Source organism: Thermobifida fusca NBRC 14071 = JCM 3263 (assembly GCF_001592045.1).
Lineage (GTDB): Bacteria > Actinomycetota > Actinomycetes > Streptosporangiales > Streptosporangiaceae > Thermobifida > Thermobifida fusca.
The window spans coordinates 1-17453 of the sequence record NZ_BCWB01000064.1 but is presented as its reverse complement, the minus strand read 5'-3'; the positions used below and the strand labels follow the sequence as shown (position 1 = coordinate 17453).

General features: G+C 68.8%; 13 protein-coding genes, 1 tRNA gene and 2 pseudogenes. 10 read left to right on the top strand and 6 right to left on the bottom strand.

Annotated elements, in window-relative coordinates:
- The 3 genes and pseudogenes from TF1_RS16405 to TF1_RS14925 form a co-directional block, all read left to right on the top strand.
- Window positions 1–242, top strand: a pseudogene (locus TF1_RS16405) (amidohydrolase); the annotation flags it as partial.
- A 91-nt stretch (window positions 243–333) separates the two neighbouring features.
- Entirely contained in the window at window positions 334–1131 is a 798-nt protein-coding gene (locus tag TF1_RS14930) for a M48 family metallopeptidase (RefSeq protein ID WP_011292859.1), read from the top strand.
- 64 nt (window positions 1132–1195) lie between these two features.
- The gene (locus TF1_RS14925; RefSeq protein ID WP_011292858.1) at window positions 1196–1993 is read left to right on the top strand and encodes an alpha/beta hydrolase; all 798 of its coding nucleotides are present in this window, start codon (window positions 1196–1198) and stop codon (window positions 1991–1993) included.
- Between the two features lie 48 nt (window positions 1994–2041).
- On the opposite strand, the gene TF1_RS14920 is transcribed toward TF1_RS14925, so the two are convergent.
- The 4 genes from TF1_RS14920 to TF1_RS14905 form a co-directional block, all read right to left on the bottom strand.
- The gene (locus TF1_RS14920) at window positions 2042–3016 is read right to left on the bottom strand and encodes a coiled-coil domain-containing protein (protein WP_011292857.1); all 975 of its coding nucleotides are present in this window, start codon (window positions 3014–3016) and stop codon (window positions 2042–2044) included.
- Window positions 3017–3164: 148 nt separating this feature from the next.
- A complete protein-coding gene (gene def, locus TF1_RS14915; RefSeq protein ID WP_011292856.1) occupies window positions 3165–3722 on the bottom strand; it encodes a peptide deformylase in 558 nt (185 codons plus the stop codon).
- Window positions 3723–3803: 81 nt separating this feature from the next.
- Window positions 3804–4613, bottom strand: coding sequence for a nucleotidyltransferase domain-containing protein (locus TF1_RS14910; RefSeq protein ID WP_011292855.1), 810 nt, complete (start codon window positions 4611–4613; stop codon window positions 3804–3806).
- 416 nt (window positions 4614–5029) lie between these two features.
- Entirely contained in the window at window positions 5030–6322 is a 1293-nt protein-coding gene (locus TF1_RS14905; protein ID WP_255266194.1) for an aminoglycoside phosphotransferase family protein, read from the bottom strand.
- 557 nt (window positions 6323–6879) lie between these two features.
- On the opposite strand from TF1_RS14905, the gene TF1_RS14900 reads away from it, so the two are divergent.
- Window positions 6880–7569, top strand: a complete 690-nt coding sequence (locus TF1_RS14900; RefSeq protein ID WP_011292853.1) for a sirohydrochlorin chelatase — start codon at window positions 6880–6882, stop codon at window positions 7567–7569.
- A 713-nt stretch (window positions 7570–8282) separates the two neighbouring features.
- Window positions 8283–9203, top strand: coding sequence for an aminoglycoside phosphotransferase family protein (locus TF1_RS14895; RefSeq protein WP_011292852.1), 921 nt, complete (start codon window positions 8283–8285; stop codon window positions 9201–9203).
- 312 nt (window positions 9204–9515) lie between these two features.
- Here TF1_RS14895 and TF1_RS14890 read toward each other — a convergent pair whose 3' ends face one another.
- Entirely contained in the window at window positions 9516–10289 is a 774-nt protein-coding gene (locus tag TF1_RS14890; protein ID WP_061783995.1) for a PP2C family serine/threonine-protein phosphatase, read from the bottom strand.
- Window positions 10290–10734: 445 nt separating this feature from the next.
- On the opposite strand from TF1_RS14890, the gene TF1_RS14885 reads away from it, so the two are divergent.
- A complete protein-coding gene (locus TF1_RS14885; protein WP_011292850.1) occupies window positions 10735–12228 on the top strand; it encodes a carboxylesterase/lipase family protein in 1494 nt (497 codons plus the stop codon).
- 383 nt (window positions 12229–12611) lie between these two features.
- On the opposite strand, the gene TF1_RS14880 is transcribed toward TF1_RS14885, so the two are convergent.
- Window positions 12612–12683, bottom strand: a tRNA-Arg gene (locus TF1_RS14880).
- A 318-nt stretch (window positions 12684–13001) separates the two neighbouring features.
- On the opposite strand from TF1_RS14880, the gene TF1_RS14875 reads away from it, so the two are divergent.
- The 4 genes and pseudogenes from TF1_RS14875 to TF1_RS16195 all read left to right on the top strand — a co-directional run.
- Window positions 13002–14252, top strand: a complete 1251-nt coding sequence (locus TF1_RS14875; protein WP_011292849.1) for a DALR anticodon-binding domain-containing protein — start codon at window positions 13002–13004, stop codon at window positions 14250–14252.
- Window positions 14253–14338: 86 nt separating this feature from the next.
- Window positions 14339–15724 (top strand): diaminopimelate decarboxylase, encoded by a 1386-nt coding sequence (lysA, locus tag TF1_RS14870; protein ID WP_011292848.1) that lies wholly within the window; start codon window positions 14339–14341, stop codon window positions 15722–15724.
- Window positions 15725–15804: 80 nt separating this feature from the next.
- The gene (locus TF1_RS14865) at window positions 15805–17100 is read left to right on the top strand and encodes a homoserine dehydrogenase (RefSeq protein WP_011292847.1); all 1296 of its coding nucleotides are present in this window, start codon (window positions 15805–15807) and stop codon (window positions 17098–17100) included.
- Window positions 17101–17308: 208 nt separating this feature from the next.
- Window positions 17309–17453, top strand: a pseudogene (locus TF1_RS16195) (threonine synthase); the annotation flags it as partial.

Here is a 17453-nt window from a genome sequence, read left to right as displayed (position 1 = left end):
AAGCGCTGCTCGCCGACGATGAAGGGGAGACCACGCAACGGGCCAACATGGCGGAACTCCTGAACGATCCTCCCCCGCCCCCACGAGGCCCCACGCAGGGACCCCAGACCGGCCCCGCACCTTCCTTCCGCCCGCCCTCCGGTCCCCCGCTCGCCGCTCCGCCCCCCATGGGGCCGCCGGTTGATGCCCCGCCCCCGCCGGAGACCCCGCCCCACTCAGACGAACCTCCGTACCGCTACTGACCCCGGGTGGTGCGCCTCCTGACCAGCGAGGCCACCACCACGCACACCTGGTCGACCATCGGGGGCGACCCCGCAGAGCGGACGGACGCACATGACACCCTGGGGCCGGGAGGGCCGACGGCTGGACCGGTCGCTACGCCATCCACAGGAGAACCGTCTGCTGTGGATCTGTGTGGCTGTCACCACACTCACGGTCATCGGCACTTTTGACCGGGCCATCACCGAACACAGCACCCAGCCGCTGCTGGTGCTCCTCGTCCCGGCCCTCGTGTTCTTCACCCGCGGACAGTTGTACGCCCGGCAGCGCGTCAACGGTGTCCGTATCACCGAACACCAATTCCCGGAAATCCACCAGATCGTGCTCGACGCCGCCCGCGCCTTCGGGCTGCCGCATCCCCCGGACGCCTACCTTGTCGCCGGCCACGGCCAGATCAACGCCTTTGCCTCCGGGCACGGGTTCCGCCGCTATGTGGCGATCACCAGCGACCTGTTCGAAATCGGGGTCCGCAACGGGGACCTCGCGGCACTCCGCTTCGTCATCGGACACGAAGTCGGGCACATCGCCGCAGGCCACGCCTCCTTCTGGCGGCAGTTCGGCATCTCCATCGCCAACCTCATCCCCGGACTCGGCAGCTCGCTGAGCCGGGCCCAGGAATACACCGCCGACAACCACGCCTACCGTTTCTGCCCCGAAGGCGTTCACGGTCTGTGCGTCCTAGCCGCAGGCAAATACCTGTACCCCCGGGTGGACTTCGCCGCCATCGCCGACCGGGCCCGCACCGACCAAGGATTCTTCGTGATGCTGGTGAACCTGCTGGCCACCCATCCGATCAACACGTGGCGTTTTGCTGCGCTCCGCGACCGCAGCAAGCCGGGACGGGTCTTCTGACACCCGCACGCCGTACCGCGGTGCCTTCCCCCGCCTTCCCCGCCCCCTCCGGCACGATGGAGCCATGACCTATCCCGTGCGCGACCGCGACGCCCAGCACCCCCGGCAGGCACGCCGCTGGCTCACCACCCCCGACGGGGTCCGAATCGACTCGGTGCTGCTCCGCGGCACCCGCACCCGGACCAGCGCCGTCGTACTCGCCAACGGTTTCACGGGAACATGGCGCAGCCCGCACACGAGAGCGATCGCCGCCCGCCTGCTGGCCGTAGGGGACGTCCTGCTCTTCGACTTCCGCGGCCACCACGCCTCCACCGGATTCTCCACTGTCGGAGACCGGGAGGTCATCGACCTGCAGACCGCCGTGGACCATCTCCGCGCCCAGGGGTACACCCAGATCGCGACTCTGGGGTTCTCCATGGGGGCGGCCGTCGCGGTCCGCCACGCCGGCCTTTTCGGCGGCGTCAACGCCGTGGTGGCGGTCAGCGGCCCCAGCCGCTGGTTCTACCAGGGCACGACGCGGATGCGGCTGCTCACCTTCGGAGTGACCCGCCCGGCAGGCCGGCTTCTGCTCCGCCTGACCCGCAACGTCAGGGTCCTCGACCGCCCATGGGACCCGGTCCCCCTGGACCCGACGGAACTGGCCGGGGCCGTAGCCCCCGCCGGACTACTCGTCGTCCACGGCGACGCCGACCCCTACTTTCCGGTCGAGCACGCTCGGCGGATCCACGAGGCGGCACAAGACCCCAGGGAACTGTGGATTGAACCGGGAATGGGGCATGCCGAACGGGCCGTGGCCGTCCGACCGGATCTCGTCGACCGCCTCGCCTCCTGGCTCAGCCTGTACCTGGCTGCCACGCTGTGAACCGCGGCCGCGGACACCCCTGCGGCGGAGCCGCGGAGGAAAGCGCGGTCACCACGACGAGATGTGCACGTGGTCGTAGTGGTTCTGGGTGATGCTTCCCCGGTCCGCCATCGGCTTCCACCCGGCGCCCGGGTTCCGGGAGTCCCAGATCTTCTGCTCCCAGATCACATACATGACCCCGAGCCGGTCGGCGTTGGCCTTGGCGTATTCGGCGATCTGCCAGCCCAGCTCCCGGTTGGCCGCAGAAGGCATCGCACCCCCCGCGCTCATCATGAAGTCGCAGGCACGCCCCGAACCGTGCTCTCCGGGGTCGCCGGGGCGCAGGCACCCCACCGGGTAGGGGGCGCCGAACTTCCGGATGATCTCGTCTCGGATCGCCGCCATCCGCGGGGTAGCACCGTCGAAGCCCCAGCCGCGGGCGCTCTCGGGAATGCTGCCGGTTCCGGTGGTGACCGGCACCTGTTCCGACTCGTACTCCTCGATCTTGGCGAGCACTTCGTCGCGTTGCGCTTCAAGCTCCTCAACGAGCTCTTCGGCTTCTGCCAGTTTCGCTTCGGCCTCCTCCTTGGCCTGCTCCGCCTCCTCCTTCAGCTCGGACAGGTGGGACACCCGCTCCCCGTTGATATGGGAGACCTGGGTGATCAGAGCCACGTCGGAGAGCACCTCGTCGGGGGAGCGGCTCACCATGACCTCGATGACGGGGTCGAACCCGCTGCTCTTGTACTGGCTGGCCGCGATCAGCGCCACATCGTCGCGCGCGGCCTCCAGCTTCTCTTCGATCTCTTCGAGCTCCTCGGTGGCCCGCTCCACCTCTTCCTTGGCGCTGGTGTACTGGACGAGCTCAGCGTCGTACTCCTCCTCCAGCGCCGCGATGCGCTCGTTCAGCTCCTCCAGGGACGGCTCGTCGGGGTCAGCGTGGGCCGTGGAGGAGGACAAGGCTAGGAAGAGCGCCGCAGCGGAGGAGAGGAGGACAGCGCTGCGGCGGCGGATGGACACAGTGGAAGGATCGACGGATTTGCTCACTTGACTAGCTCCATGGGAGGGACCTGTGGCCGTACCACAGAAGTGAGGCGGGGGTCACCCGGGCCACGTGGTGCTGGAGCAGACCTTATGAGATCTTCTCGTGATCTGACTAGTCGATACCGCTCGTTAATCGGAAGAGAGGTACAGATCAGAACTTTCCGCCAAAAGCAGACGGAAGGGAGGGGGTGGACGGCGGCGTCTCCCGAGCGCCCAGGAACCACGGGGAACGGCGGATCTCCCGCATAGCGGCACGGCGCGTCTCGGGAGGCAGCCGGTCCAGGTAGAGCTTCCCCGCCAAGTGATCAGTCTCATGCTGCAGGCAGCGCGCCATCACCCCGGTGCCTGCCACGACCACCGGCTCGTTGCGGAGGTCCACTCCTTTGACGACGGCCCGACGGGCCCGCGGGGTCGGATACCACAGTCCGGGCACGGACAGGCAGCCTTCATTGCCGTCCTCCTGGATCTCCTCGGACAGCTCCACGATCTCCGGGTTGATGACATAGCCGATCTGGCCGTCCACGCGGTAGCTGAACGCCCGCAGCCCCACCCCGATCTGGGGGGCGGCGACCCCGGCCCGGCCAGGGGCGTCCACCGTGTCCATCAGGTCGCGGATCAGAGCCTCAGTGTGCCGGTTGAACGTGGTGATCGGGGCGGCGGGTGTCGACAGCACCGGGTCCCCGAAGAGGACGATGGGGCGCTTGGTCATGCCCCCAGAGTAGAGCCTTGCCCGCAGGGCTTTTGACCTTCCAGGGAGGCGCAGAGAAGAGGGAACCGCTCTGACGCGGGCTCAGGCCGGCTGCAGCGAGAGCGCGTCGTCCACCACCATTTCGATGTAGTCGAGCGCTGCCCGGCGCCGCTCCAACGCGCTCCGGTAGAGCGACGGCAGCGTGGAGTTGCGGCGGATCCGCAGGCACTCGTTGACGATGCGCTCCCAGCGCTCCGGGAAGGCGTGCAGGGCGTAGAAACCCGCCCCCGACTTGGAGGTGACTTCCCCGGTGCGCAGGGTGAAGTGGAGGCGGCTGACGCTGAGCACACTCCACGAGGGCACTAGGGAACCCAGCACTGCCAGGCCGCGCGGGGTGATGAGGCGGCCTGCTTTGGCACGCCACCGTCGCCACTGCTCTTCGAGGTTGCCGAATGACCACGTCCGCAGCATGGTCGGTTCGTCCCAGATGTCCACGTGGTCCGGGTGCGGGCCGCGGACGGCAATCCCACGCTCGGCCAGTACCCGCCAGGTGACCGGGTTGACCTCGGCGCTGGCGCGCAACCGCAGCCGTCCGGCGAGGACGGAAGCCACCGGGCCGCACTGCTGCGGGTTGGTAGCGAGGTCCTCCCAGGTGACATAGATGCCGTTGAAGTGGGGACGGGGAAAACTGCTGCGGATCCGGGCATGCGTCCGCCGGAGCGCGTCGTGCTGGGCGGCAGTGAGCCGCTCTGTAGTGACCACGACAAAGTTGATGTCGCTGGTGTGTGGACGGAAGTCTCCCAACGCCACGGATCCGGTCAGGTAGAGGCCTTCCACGAGACCTGGGAGCTCATTGTCGACGTCCCGCAGGAACGCCTCAGCCACGGTTCGTACCAGCGGGTGGACAGCCATCAGTCACTACTCCAGTCCAGTTGTTCCGGTCGGGCCGTGACACCGGACGGAGTGCGCACACTCCGGCGGGGGGTATCCGCGGCGCCCGCCCGTCCGGGACGCAGACGGTATCGAAAGCCTGCATTTCCCGGTTTAAGGGTCGATATTCGTGCTTCAAGGGCGGGAGTGTCCACCGCGGCTTGCGACCGCCCCGGTGGAGGTTCGTCCTGCCATGCCGACACGCCGGGAGGCCGCTGCCGGGGCGGCCCTGGGACGGCCTCGAGCGCACAGTGCGCGGGGCAGCCGCGCCCTCCGGTGTATCGGACAGGTCCATAGTCGCATGGGAGGCCGTGGTCCGGCATCCGAGACCGGCTGATACGGCATGCCCCGCAGAGCACTTCGGCAAACGGCGGTGGCGGTGCGGCGCCCCGCGCGGGTCACTGCTCCGCCAGCGCGGCTTCGGCAGCGGCGAGAAGCGCGGCCGCGCGGATGCCCCAGTCGGGGGCACCGCGGCGGAACGGAACGGTCGCCTGGTGCAGGAGCGCGGCAGCCGTCACGGCACCCAGGTCGCGGTGGACGTGCGCGGCCAGCGGCGGGGGAAGCGCGTCCAGGTAGCCCGCTAGGAGCGGTTCGGGCGGGATGACCGGGCGGCCAGGGCGCGGCTGGGCTGCAGCACAGGATGCGGCATACCAGGCCAGGTCGACGGCGGGATGGCCGCGGTGCGCCTCCGTCAAGTCCACGAACGCCGGACCGTGCTCGCCCACGATGATGCGCGTCGGTGCCAGACGGCCGTGGACGAACACCGAAGGCGTCTCGGTACGGGCGAGGGTGGCGCTGACGTCCTGCGCCACGGCCGCGGCGCGGGACGCCAGGCGGGGGAGGAGCGCGGAGAGGTCTGCAGCCGCGCAGGACAGTGCGGTGTCCAGATCGCGGCGGGGGAGTTCCCGCGGTGGCGGCGCCGCATGCAGGCGGGCAAGCAGCCGACCAGCCTGGGCCAGGGCCTCTTCCTGAGCCGATGCTGCAAGGCGGTTCACGGGTGTTCCGGGGAGCCACTCGGTGACCACCAGCCCGTACCGGCTCACTTTGACCAGCCCGGGCACGGGGATTCCGGCAAGCGCCGGGCCGAGGTAGCAGGCCGCGTTCACCCCAGCGGAGCGGGCATGGAGCACGAGTCGTGGAGCGCCTGAAGCGTCGCTGGTCTGCCCGGTCCAGTGGTGTCCGGCCAGGTAGGAGCGAGTGCGCGGCGACAGTTCAGCAAGCCTGGTCGAGCGGTGCGGTTCGTCGACGAGCCACCGCAGGGCGGGCAGGGCACGGTCGTCCGCGGGCGGTCCCAGCACGATGCCGAGGTCGGGGCTGGAACAGAGTCCATGCAGCCTTGGGGCGGCGAGGGCGCGCAGACCAGCACTCCGCGCAGCGGGGGGATGCCACCGGCGGGCATAGTCGAGCTCCGCGGCGAGCTCGGCCGCGGCGTCCGGGGGGAAAGCCCGGGCAAAGGCGTACTGCGGGCCGTCTGCAGAGTGCAGGACCAGGGTGGCGGTAAAGCTGGTGCCGCGGCGGTAGCGGCCGCGCACCACGGTGATGCGGGACGGTCGTTCCTGGCTTTCGGGGAGCAGTGTGTCGAGGAGTGCTGCGGCCGCGTCCCCGGTGAGGAGCGAGCGGAGCCCGGGGAGCCGGGGATCGGTACGGATGAGTTCCTCGTCAGCGCTGGGGAATGTGCTTCCTTGCGGCACCGCCACCTCCATGGCGATCCAGACAGGCGGCGAACCGGTCCGCAATTCGCCTGTTAGAACACGTTCTTTTCAATTTTCTCATTCTGCTCTGCTGGCGGGGAGAAGCCGCTTGGGAAATTATGTTAAGGCGGGTTCGGAACTGGGTATTTCTTGAACACCGCGCCCTCCGAATGGACCGGACGCCCCCCAATGAATCTCCTGGAAGGCTGACTCTTGACCGGAATCCGCTACCCCGAGAACTCCGCGGGTCCGCACCGCCCATGCGCTGCAGAGCGACATCCTAAGTGATAGGCGCAACATTGTTGTGATATGGAGAAGAAAATTCCCTTCGATTATCCTCTGTAGTGCGTGGCTACCGGTAGTGGTCCACGGAGGGGTAATCCTCCAGTGTTCCTCCCGGAGTCAACCAGCTTGGTCTTTGTTCTGACTTCGGTCGGGTGGGCGACTATTGGGCGCTGTTAGCTCACGTGTAACACAGATTCATTCGTGTGAAACCCGTGCTTATTAGGCTCCGGGGTTAACAGGCAGGGTTCTCGGGTCTTTTGGAGGCAGTGGTTATGGTCCCGACTATGGTTCTCGTGGCGGACGGAACACGTGACGCCCGGCGCCGAGACGCCCTGCATGGCCTGGCCGAAGCGGTGTCCGACCGCCGAGAGGTCCCGGTATGCACGGCGTTCGGCACCCGAGCTGAACTCCGCGACATCGTGCAGTCCACGGCGGGACCGCTCGTAGTCGTCCCGGCGTTCCTCGCGGGCAGCGATACCGCGAGCACTGAACTGCTGGCCGGGCTCGACCTGGGTGGCCGCTTCGACGCCTGCATGACGGCCCCGCTGGGAGCGGTGCCCTCGATCGTCGGGCAGCTCATCGCTCGGCTCCACGCCGCCGACTGGCGTCCCGGGGACGGCATCGTCCTCGCTGTGGACGGCGGATTGGAGCTGTCCAACGACACGGAGCACCGCCAGGTCCTCGACGTGGCGCGAATGCTGAGCCGTCGGCTGCAGACCCCGGTTCAGATCGGCTACCTGCGGGAATGGGCTCCTTCCGTGACCGACGCGGTGGCTCGCCTGCGCCGCAACGGGCACGAGAGGGTGGCTGTGGCCGCCTGGCAGCTCGTGGACGGGGCAGAGCTGGCCGAACTCCAGGACAGCGGTGCCACCACTGTCACCGCCCCGCTCGGCCCTTCACCCGTCGTGGTCGAAACACTGCTGGCCCAGCACCGGGCCGCCACCGCACGGCTGGCAGCGTGACGAGCAGAACGGAAAGCCTGGAGGGGAACTCCACGAACCGGAAGTCTCCATCCAGCACGGTCCTGGCCGACCGCACCGGCGTCGGCCAGGACCGTCCGAGCAGGAAGAGTCAGAGGGCTGATCCGCATATCTGCATCTCCCGGCCCCGCACGGGCCGCGGCTGGCGAAACACGTCGTAAGACGGGTGCTCCTTCCCGCTGTGAATACGCCGAAAGAATCCGGGCCGCGGCTGGGCGGCGCCGCAAAGAAAGGAAAATCCCGCGGCAGCGCGGAGGAGTGAGACGGTATCCAAGCTCCGCAACCGGCGGCGGGACACGGCGATCCGCGAGCCCTCTGGGGCGCTATGGAACGGAGAGCCGAGGCGGAATACCCCGATTCGGTGAGAGAGCGCCGCGGATTCGGCTGCCAAGCGCCGCTAATACCCGGGATGAAGCCAGCCGACAAATCCTTGACAGTTCAGTATCGACGCGGTGGCTCTCTGTTTGGGAAGCCGTCGCCTCGACGTTCTCCTTGCGTAGAGAAAACAACCGGTTACCCGATCCGGCCCCGAGTCCACTGACCGGGGACTGCTTTTCCCCGCGGAACCGATCAGAAACACACGCCCCTCCCGGCATGCGGACGCAGTGCGCCGCAGAATACAGAGGAAAGAGGAGTGACAGGGGCGTAAGGGGGAAGCACGGATAGAGGAAACCGATCTTCTGAGGGTGGTTCCCATGAATAATGTCGTTACGCAGCCCATCGATGACAAACAACAAGAGCGCTTGGTGCGACGTTTCGGGGCCGGGGCGCTGCACTGGCTGGACGGGCTTCCCCGCCTTGTCACCGAGCTCATGGACGAGTGGGGCTGCACGGTGGAAGGACGCGGACCGCACGGACAGACATCGGTCGTCTTCCGGTGCCGCCGCGCCGACGGGACCCCAGCGATCCTCAAGATCAGCCCTGATCCAGCGCTGATCGGTGCCGAGGGGCGCGTCCTTGCCTTGTGGGCGTCCACCGACCGGGTGCCGAAGGTCTATGCGGTGGACACGGAACGCGGCGGAATCCTCTTGGAAGCGATCGAACCGGGGTTCACTATTGCCGAGCTCGGCACGGTCCCCCCGATGGAACAGATCAGCTCCCTCATCACCGAGCTGCACTCCATTCCGCTCAGCGACGCCCAACGACAGGAACTGCACCCGCTGATCAGCCGAGTCAACTTCCTGTTCGACCTGTGGGAGCGCGCTCGGGTCGAGGGCCCGGCCGCCGACCTCGTCCCCGCCCCGTTCATGCACCACGGCCACGCGCTGGCCCGCACCCTGGCGTGGGAGGAGGAGAACGCGGTGCCGCTCCACGGGGAGCTCCACCCGGGCAACATTCTCGACGGGGGAGTGAGACGCGGACTGGTCGCCATCGACCCCCGCGGCTGCCTGGGGGACCCCGCTTATGACGCGATCGATTGGGCGGTGTGGCAGACCGAGTCCCTCGCCGAGATCGAGGAACGCTGCATGGTCCTCGCCGCTGGTATCGGCGTTCCCCACCAGCGGTTGTTCCGGTGGTGTGTCGCCTTCGCCCCCATCTTCGCTACCGCACTGGCGAACCGTGGACGCGCGGACACCGTGGCGTTCAAAGTGGCAATGGAGCTCTGCGCAGCCTGAGCCCGCAGCGACTTTCCCCGTCCGGTTCGTACCGCTCAGCACCGCCCGAACTAGGCCATCAGTCGGGACGAGGAGAAGAGCGAGACCTTGGAAAGTGCTTCGGCTGACGGTCCCTAGCGCCGTGGCCATCCCCAGCCTCATGGTGCGACCAGCCGTATTCCCGTGCTGCGGACCGCCGGAGTCCGACTGCAGTCCTCCCTCCCCATCCGTGATCGACGTCCCGTGCCGCACGGGGCCGAAACGATCTGGACGACCGGTGTGTCAGTCCTGCAGCAGGACTGACACACCGGTGCCCCGCCCCGGGTAGGGCAGTCAATGGGAGGCTCGGGCCAGCCTGCGGGCCTGGTCGGGGGCGAAGACCGCGTGCAGCACGGTGGCGTCGTCGTGGAGTTTGCCGAGTTTCACACCGTGGCGGCGTTCCTCGCGACGCACCCAGTCGACCAGGGAGTGCGGGCCGTAGGCCCGGAGGTGGTTCCAGACGTCTGCCCAGCTATACCCGTAGTAGTCCACTAGGCGAGAGCAGCCGTCGGACATCAGCGCGAACTCGTTGCCGTGCACGGTCCCGGTCAGCGCCTCATAGGCGGCTTCGGGGACCGTGCTGGCGACCCAGAACCCTCCGGGGGCGTTGCGGGATTCCCGGACGAGCTGCCTGCTGTAGGGGCGGCCTCCCGGCAGGCGGTCTACCCGGTCGTCGCTGACTGCCTGGACTGTTCCGTCGCCCTGGGCGAATACCACCGCGGTGTCCGCCAGCACCAGGTAGTCGAAGCCGTCGTCGCAGCGCCGAGCCAGGGCCACGGTCGCCGACGGGCTGTCTGGGTTGTTCAGGTCGCACTGGCCGTCGTGGGCATAGCAGACCCGTTCGATTGCGACGGCGAGCGCGTCGGTCAGCGGCATCGGGGTGTTGAGGGTGACGCTGAGCGCTTCCGCTAGCCGGTCGACGAGCCAGCACACATCGTGGATGCAGCCGCTGTCCACTCCGGCGGGGGCGGTGGCTCCGTCCAAGACGAACGCCCAGTCAGCTCCGCTGCCGAGCCGGTCTTCGTTGTTCGCTCCAACACCGCGGCGGCTGGCCTGCCTGATTCGCATGAGCCCCTCTTTCACAGTCCGTGGCGGGGGCGCCGCGGGTCGGCGCCCCACTTACGCCGTTTGGGTGGTTTTGGTTGGGAATGAGCTTTCCGAGGGCCGGATCAGTGGGACGGGACGGCCCGCGGGCGGAAGGTCGCGACGGTGACGCAGCGGTAGCGGCGTGGGGGATGGACAAGCAGCGGTGAGGCGCGCGGCGGTGCCGACGCGCCGGTAATGCGGTGCGCAAACGGACGATTCCGCGGACGGTCGGAATCGGTTTGCGGTAATTCGGCCAGGTGGCTGTGTTTGTGCGGCTGGGCGGTGAGGGCGACGCAAGTAGCCTGACACGCTGCCTAAAAACGGAAAATGGGTGGCGAATGAGAAATCTTCACGTGTGCCCCTTGACATCACTCATCCCGCATTACTAGGAAGAAACCGACTAGTCGGTAAAGAAAGGGGTAAATGCGTGGAGATCGTGATCAGAACCGGCTCGGGCGACGTGCGAGGAAGCAAAGAGAACGGGATCGCGGTCTTCCGCGGAATTCCCTACGCTGAGCCGCCTGTCGGCGCCCACCGCTTTACCGCACCCCGCCCGCCCCGCCCCTGGGACGGGGTACGGGACGCCACCGAATTCAGCGCCACCGCGCCCCGCCCGCCCTACCCCGAAGCCATCGGCGCGCTGCTCATCGAACGGTTCATCCCGGGGGACGACTACCTCACGCTCAACGTGTGGACCCCGGACCCCAACGCCGTCGGCCTGCCGGTCATGGTGTGGATCCACGGCGGGGCGTTCACCAACGGCTCCGGCTCAGAACCCGTCTACGACGGCGCCGCTTTCGCCCGCGACGGCGTCGTCTTTGTGAGCTTCAACTACCGGCTCGGCATCATCGGCTTCGCCGACCTGCCTGACGCTCCTTCCAACCGGGGCCTGCTTGACCAGATCGCTGCCCTGGAATGGGTGCGCGACAACATCGCCCGCTTCGGCGGCGACCCCGGCAATGTCACCGTGTTCGGGGAATCCGCGGGCGCCATGAGCGTGTGCACCCTCATGGCCACCCCGCGAGCCCGCGGCCTGTTCCGCCGTGCCATCCTCCAGTCAGGCGCAGGCAACATGGCAGTGGCAGCCGAAGACGCCACCACCATCGCCGCAGTGATCGCCCACCGGCTGGGGGTCGAACCCACCGCGGCAGCCCTCGCCCACGTCCCCGTCGCCCAGCTCCTCGACGTCCAACAACAGGTCGCCCAAGAAATCCAGGGAGCCCCCGACCCTGCAGTGTGGGGGGAACGGATCGCCGGCGGCAGTGTCCTGTTGCCCTTCGCCCCCGTCATCGACGGAGAACTCCTCTCCCAGCGCCCCGCGGAGGCCATCGCCGGCGGCGCCGGACACGACGTCGACCTGCTGTTCGGCACCACCACCGACGAATACCGGCTGTTCCTCGCCCCCACCGGGCTGCTGCCCTTCATCACCGGCGACTACGTGACCACCCACCTCGCCAAGTCCGGGCTGGACGCGGACGCCGCCAAGGCCTACACCGCGGAAGGACGCGGCGAAGAACCCGGCGACATCCTCGCCTCGATCATCACCGACCAGGTGTTCCGCATCCCCGCCCTCCGCATCGCCGAATCCCGCGTCGACGCGCCCGCCCGCACCTTCGGCTACGAATTCGCCTGGCGCACTCCGCAGCTCGACGGAATCCTGGGTGCCTGCCACGCGGTCGAGCTCCCCTTCGTGTTCCGCACCCTGGACCGGGCCGCCTCCCTCGTCGGCACCAACCCCCCGGAAGAGCTCGCCGAGACCGTCCACAACGCCTGGGTGCGTTTCGCTACCTCCGGCGACCCGGGCTGGCCCGCATGGAACCCCGAAACCCGGTCGGTCATGCGCTTCGACCACCCCGTCTCGGAGATGGTCACGGACCCGTACCCCGCCACCCGCGCCCTGTGGGACGGGGTGCCGCTGTAGCCCGGGCCGCGGTGAGCCCCGGCAAAGAAAAATCCGCCCGCCGCACCCGTGCGGATGCGGCGGGCGGATCACCTGTCTGAGACAAAGGGGAGGAGAGAAGGCGAAGAACAGGCCGTGCCCGCCGCCTGCGCAGGCAGACAGCCTCGCCTCGCTGCCCGAAGACACCGGGAGCACCCTGGTGACATGTGTGCTGGCCCACTCGGCAGGGGAACGGCCCGCGGGGCACCGCACGCACCTTATGGCTGTCCCACGAAGAAGAGTCCGCGCAGAGAGCGGAAAAAGACGCGGCGGTACGCTCGCAAGTAAGCCCGAAACAGCACCGAAAAGCCTGTCAACAACACAACCCCGGGACTGAAAGCCGCCGGGGTTTGCTGTCTTCTGGGTGCCCCCTGCAGGATTCGAACCTGCGCACACGGCTCCGGAGGCCGTTGCTCTATCCCCTGAGCTAAGGGGGCGCTCTGCTTCCTCAACTGTAGCAGGGCCGCTGAGTAGGTTGCACGATCATTGTTGCCGCCCGCAGCCACCCCCGAGCGCTGCGGTCACGCCCACAACCCCCACACCGGGCACCGCTCGGCGCGCCCCGCGAGCCGCACCGCAAAGCGAGAAGCGGGACAGAGCCACAGGTCACACCAGAGCAAAGACACCGGACCACCGCGGTTCCGAGGACACTGCAACACCCAATCCAGCTGCCCGTCCTCCCGGGGCACTAGGCTGCCGAACCAGGCGCAGACCTCCCGGTCCGCCACCGTGTAGTGGCACTCATCACACCACGCATGCCAGAAGCGGACCGTGGCAGAGACACCTTCGCCGTCCTGCCCGGCACCCCACACATCCGGCCCTGCACCGGAGCCCACATGGCCATGACAGCACTGTCGTTCGCTGCGGCGACCCCCCGCTATCTCAGCGACCTCATCCGCCACGCCTGTACAGAAGCCACGGGAATCCCCGCGGCCCACCTTCCCGACGCCCCCCTCCGACGGTCGACCGACCAGCCCGGACAGTACCTCTCCCCCCTGCCGTCGCGGCTCGCCGGACGCCTCGGCCGGGCTGCCCGCGACCTGGCAGCCGACATCACCGCGGTGCTCCGCAACCAGCCGCACCTCACCGACGTCCAGGTCACCGGACCCGGATTCGTTGCCGTCACCCCCGTGCCGAGCATGCGGGCCGCGCTCGCTCAACTCGTCGCCGACGCGCCCGCGGCCTTTCTGCTCGACCTGGCCGTCCCGGGCGTGGCACACCAACCCGGGCCGCCCCCCGACGGCTGGGCCCTCTCCGACCTGGCCCACGCCCGCGACTCCGGACAGCTACGGGACTGGGCCCGTGCTGATGCGCGCCGCCGGATCGCTGCGGCCGCCGACCCCGCGACCGCGCCCGCTGCCGCGGCCGCCCTCACCCGGCAACCCCCAGCGGACTGGCGCGACGTGCCCCAGGACAACACCGCAACCGAGGCCGCCCAACTGCTCACGGTGATCGGAGAGGCTGCCGCCCGCGTCGCCGCCTGCCGGAGCGCCGCCGACCAGGTGCGGCCGCAGGAAACCACCGGCCCCGACCTGCCCGCGCGCCCCAGCCCGCACGCGCCGGGCGCCTGGGCCCGCGCCACCGCCGCCAACCCGGCTTTCGCTCTGCGCTACGCCCACGCCCACGCGCACACCGCGGTCCACCACTGGGCGGCCCAGCTCGGGCTGCGGCGGCTCGGCACCCGCCGCCGCCACACCGCCGACGAAGTAGCGGCCCTCACCACTCCCGCAGCCGAGGCCCTCCTCGGTACGCTTTTCGACGGCCCGGCTGCGCTCCGCGCTGCAGCCCGGCGTCACCAACCTCATATCCTGGTGCGTTACCTTGAGTCCCTTGCCGCTGCCTACCATGAGTGGTGGGAGTCCCACAGTGTCCTGCCCGGACACGAGGGCACGGCCGACACCCACACCACAACCGTGGCAGCCCGGCTCGACCTCTGTGCAGCCGCCGCCGGTGTCCTACGCGCGGGACTCCTCCTCATCGGTGTGTCCGCGCCCACAAGGCTGTAGACGCTCGTCAACCGCGCCGCGATCAGTACGGGCCGGCGCGCGACCACATCTCCGCCCCTAGCACAACCCAGCCGAGAGTCTTATCCATGAGCCGTTACGCCCATCCCGCCGGACCGCGCCACGCGGACGTGCTGCCTGAGGAACACCCACCCAGCCCTCCGGCGGACCTCCTCGAGCTCCACCCCCGCGTCTGGCCGAGCACAGCCACCCGAGTCGACGGCGAGATCACCATCGGCGGTGTCGGCGTCACCGAACTCGCCCGGAAATTCGGCACCCCGCTCTACGTCATCGACGAAGCAGACTTCCGGGCCCGCGCCCGCGACTACCGTCTCGCCTTCGAGGACGCCGACGTCTACTACGCGGGCAAGGCCCTGCTCACCAAGGCGGTGGCCCGCTGGGTGGCCGAGGAAGGGCTCAAACTCGACGTGTGCACCGGCGGCGAGCTCGCTGTCGCCCTGGCCGCGGGGTTCCCGCCCGAGCGGATCGGCATGCACGGCAACAACAAGTCCGCGGCCGAACTGGCCCGGGCCGTCGAAGTCGGCGTCGGACGGATCATCATCGACTCCTTCGACGAGATCGACCGGCTGGAGCGGATCGCCGCGGAGCGAGGCCGTGTCCCCGAAGTGCTGATCCGTGTCACCACCGGCGTGGAGGCACACACCCACGAGTTCGTCGCCACCGCCCACGACGACCAGAAGTTCGGGCTGTCCCTCAGCAACGGGGCGGCTGCCGAGGCGGTGCGCCGCCTGCTCACCTCCCCGCACCTGCGCCTCGTCGGGCTCCACTCCCACATCGGATCGCAGATCTTCGACACCGCAGGCTTCGAAGTCGCCGCGCGCCGTCTCAGCACCTTCCTCACCCAGATCTACGCTGAACACGGGATCTCCCTCCCCGAACTCGACCTCGGGGGCGGGCTGGGGATCGCTTACCTCCCCGACGACGACCCGCTGGACCCCAAGAGCATCGCGGACAGCCTGCGGTCGATCGTCGAACACGAATGCGCCGCCCAGAACCTGCCGGTGCCGCGGATCGCGGTCGAACCCGGCCGCGCCATCGCCGGACCGGCGGGCATCACCCTCTACGAGGTCGGCACGGTCAAGGACGTGGAGGGGATCCGCACCTATGTCAGTGTCGACGGCGGTATGAGCGACAACATCCGCACCGCGCTGTACGGTGCGGAGTACACCTGTGTGCTGGCCTCGCGGCACAGCGACGCCGAGCCGATGCTGTCCCGCCTGGTCGGCAAGCACTGCGAGAGCGGCGACATCGTCGTGCGCGACCTCTACCTCCCTGCCGACCTGCGTCCCGGCGACCTGGTAGCAGTGGCCGCCACCGGCGCCTACTGCTACTCCATGGCCAGCAACTACAACCACGTGCCCCGGCCTGCCGTGGTCGCGGTCCGCGAGAAGAACGCCCGCGTCCTGGTGCGACGGGAAACCGAAGAAGACCTGTTGCGGCTGGACGTAGGCTGAGCAGTGGCCGACGACGCTCTGGCCACCACGACGAGGTTCTGGATACGGACAATGAACGACGAAACGGGAGTCACCCCCTCATGGCACTGAAGGTGGCGCTGCTGGGTTGCGGCGTTGTGGGTTCTCAGGTGGTCCGGCTGCTCAACGAGCAGTCGCGTGAACTTGCGGAGCGCATCGGAACGCCCCTGGAGATCGGAGGCATCGCGGTGCGCCGCCTGGACCGCGCCCGGGGGACGGGCGTGGACCCCGACCTCCTCACCACCGACGCCATGGGTCTTGTGACCAGAGACGACATCGACCTCGTGGTGGAGGTCATCGGCGGCATCGAGCCCGCCCGGTCGCTCATCCTGGCCGCGATCCAGAAGGGCAAGTCTGTGGTGACCGCCAACAAGGCGCTGCTCGCCGAGGACGGCGCGACCATCCACGCCGCTGCCCGGGAAGCGGGAGTTGACGTGTACTACGAGGCCAGCGTCGCCGGGGCCATCCCGCTGCTGCGGCCGCTGCGTGACTCCCTGGCCGGGGACCGCGTCAACCGGGTCTTGGGCATCGTCAACGGCACCACCAACTACATCCTGGACCGGATGGACAGCCTGGGCGCCGGCTTCACCGAGTCACTGGAGGAAGCCCAGGCCCTGGGATACGCCGAAGCCGACCCGACCGCCGACGTGGAGGGCTTCGACGCCGCCGCTAAAGCCGCGATCCTGGCCCGGCTCGCCTTCCACACACCGGTGACCGCTGCCGATGTGCACCGCGAAGGCATCACCGAGGTCTCCGCGGCCGACATCGCCAGCGCCAAGGCCATGGGCTGCGTGGTGAAACTCCTCGCGATCTGCCAGCGCTCCGACGACGGCTCCAGCATCGGCGTGCGCGTCCACCCGGTGATGCTGCCCCGCGAACACCCGCTCGCCAGCGTCAAAGGCGCCTACAACGCGGTGTTCGTGGAAGCCGAGTCCGCCGGGCAGCTCATGTTCTACGGCGCGGGCGCGGGAGGCGTCCCCACCGCCAGCGCAGTCCTCGGCGACCTGGTCGCGGTGGCACGGAACCGCCTGGCCCGCACTTTCGTGGCCGACGGCCGGGCCGACGCGAAACTGCCCGTCCACCCCATGGGGGAGACCATCACCAGCTACCACGTGGCGCTGGACGTTGCCGACCGGCCCGGCGTGCTCGCCGGGGTCGCCAAAGTCTTCGCGGCCAACGGCGTGTCGATCAAGCACGTCCGCCAGGAAGGCCGCGGGGACGACGCCCAGCTCGTCCTGGTCAGCCACACCGCGCCGGATGCCGCCCTGGCCCGGACCGTGGAGCAACTGCGCAACCACGAGGACGTCCGCGCGGTCGCCAGCGTGATGCGGGTCGAAACCTTCGACAACGAACGATGAGCAGCGCCCGGACCCGTCCCTCGCCTCCCGCGGCGGCCGCCGCAGCAGCCCCAAGGGGCAGATGCCGCGGAAGTGCCGCGTTCCGAAGGGCTCTAGAATCAGGGGCAGACTACGAGCTCACGCGTGGTCGCCCCACTGGAGCATCCCATCCGGGCGCGGCGACGGCGTCCGGTCGTCCAACCAGTCCACCATTCGAAAGGGCCCTGTCATGAGCATGGCACGGGCGTGGCGAGGAATCGTCGAGGAATATCGCGATCGCCTTCCCGTCACGGCGAACACCCCGGTCGTCACCCTGCTTGAGGGGGGTACACCGCTGGTTCCCGCCACGCGGGTTTCGGAACTGACCGGATGCG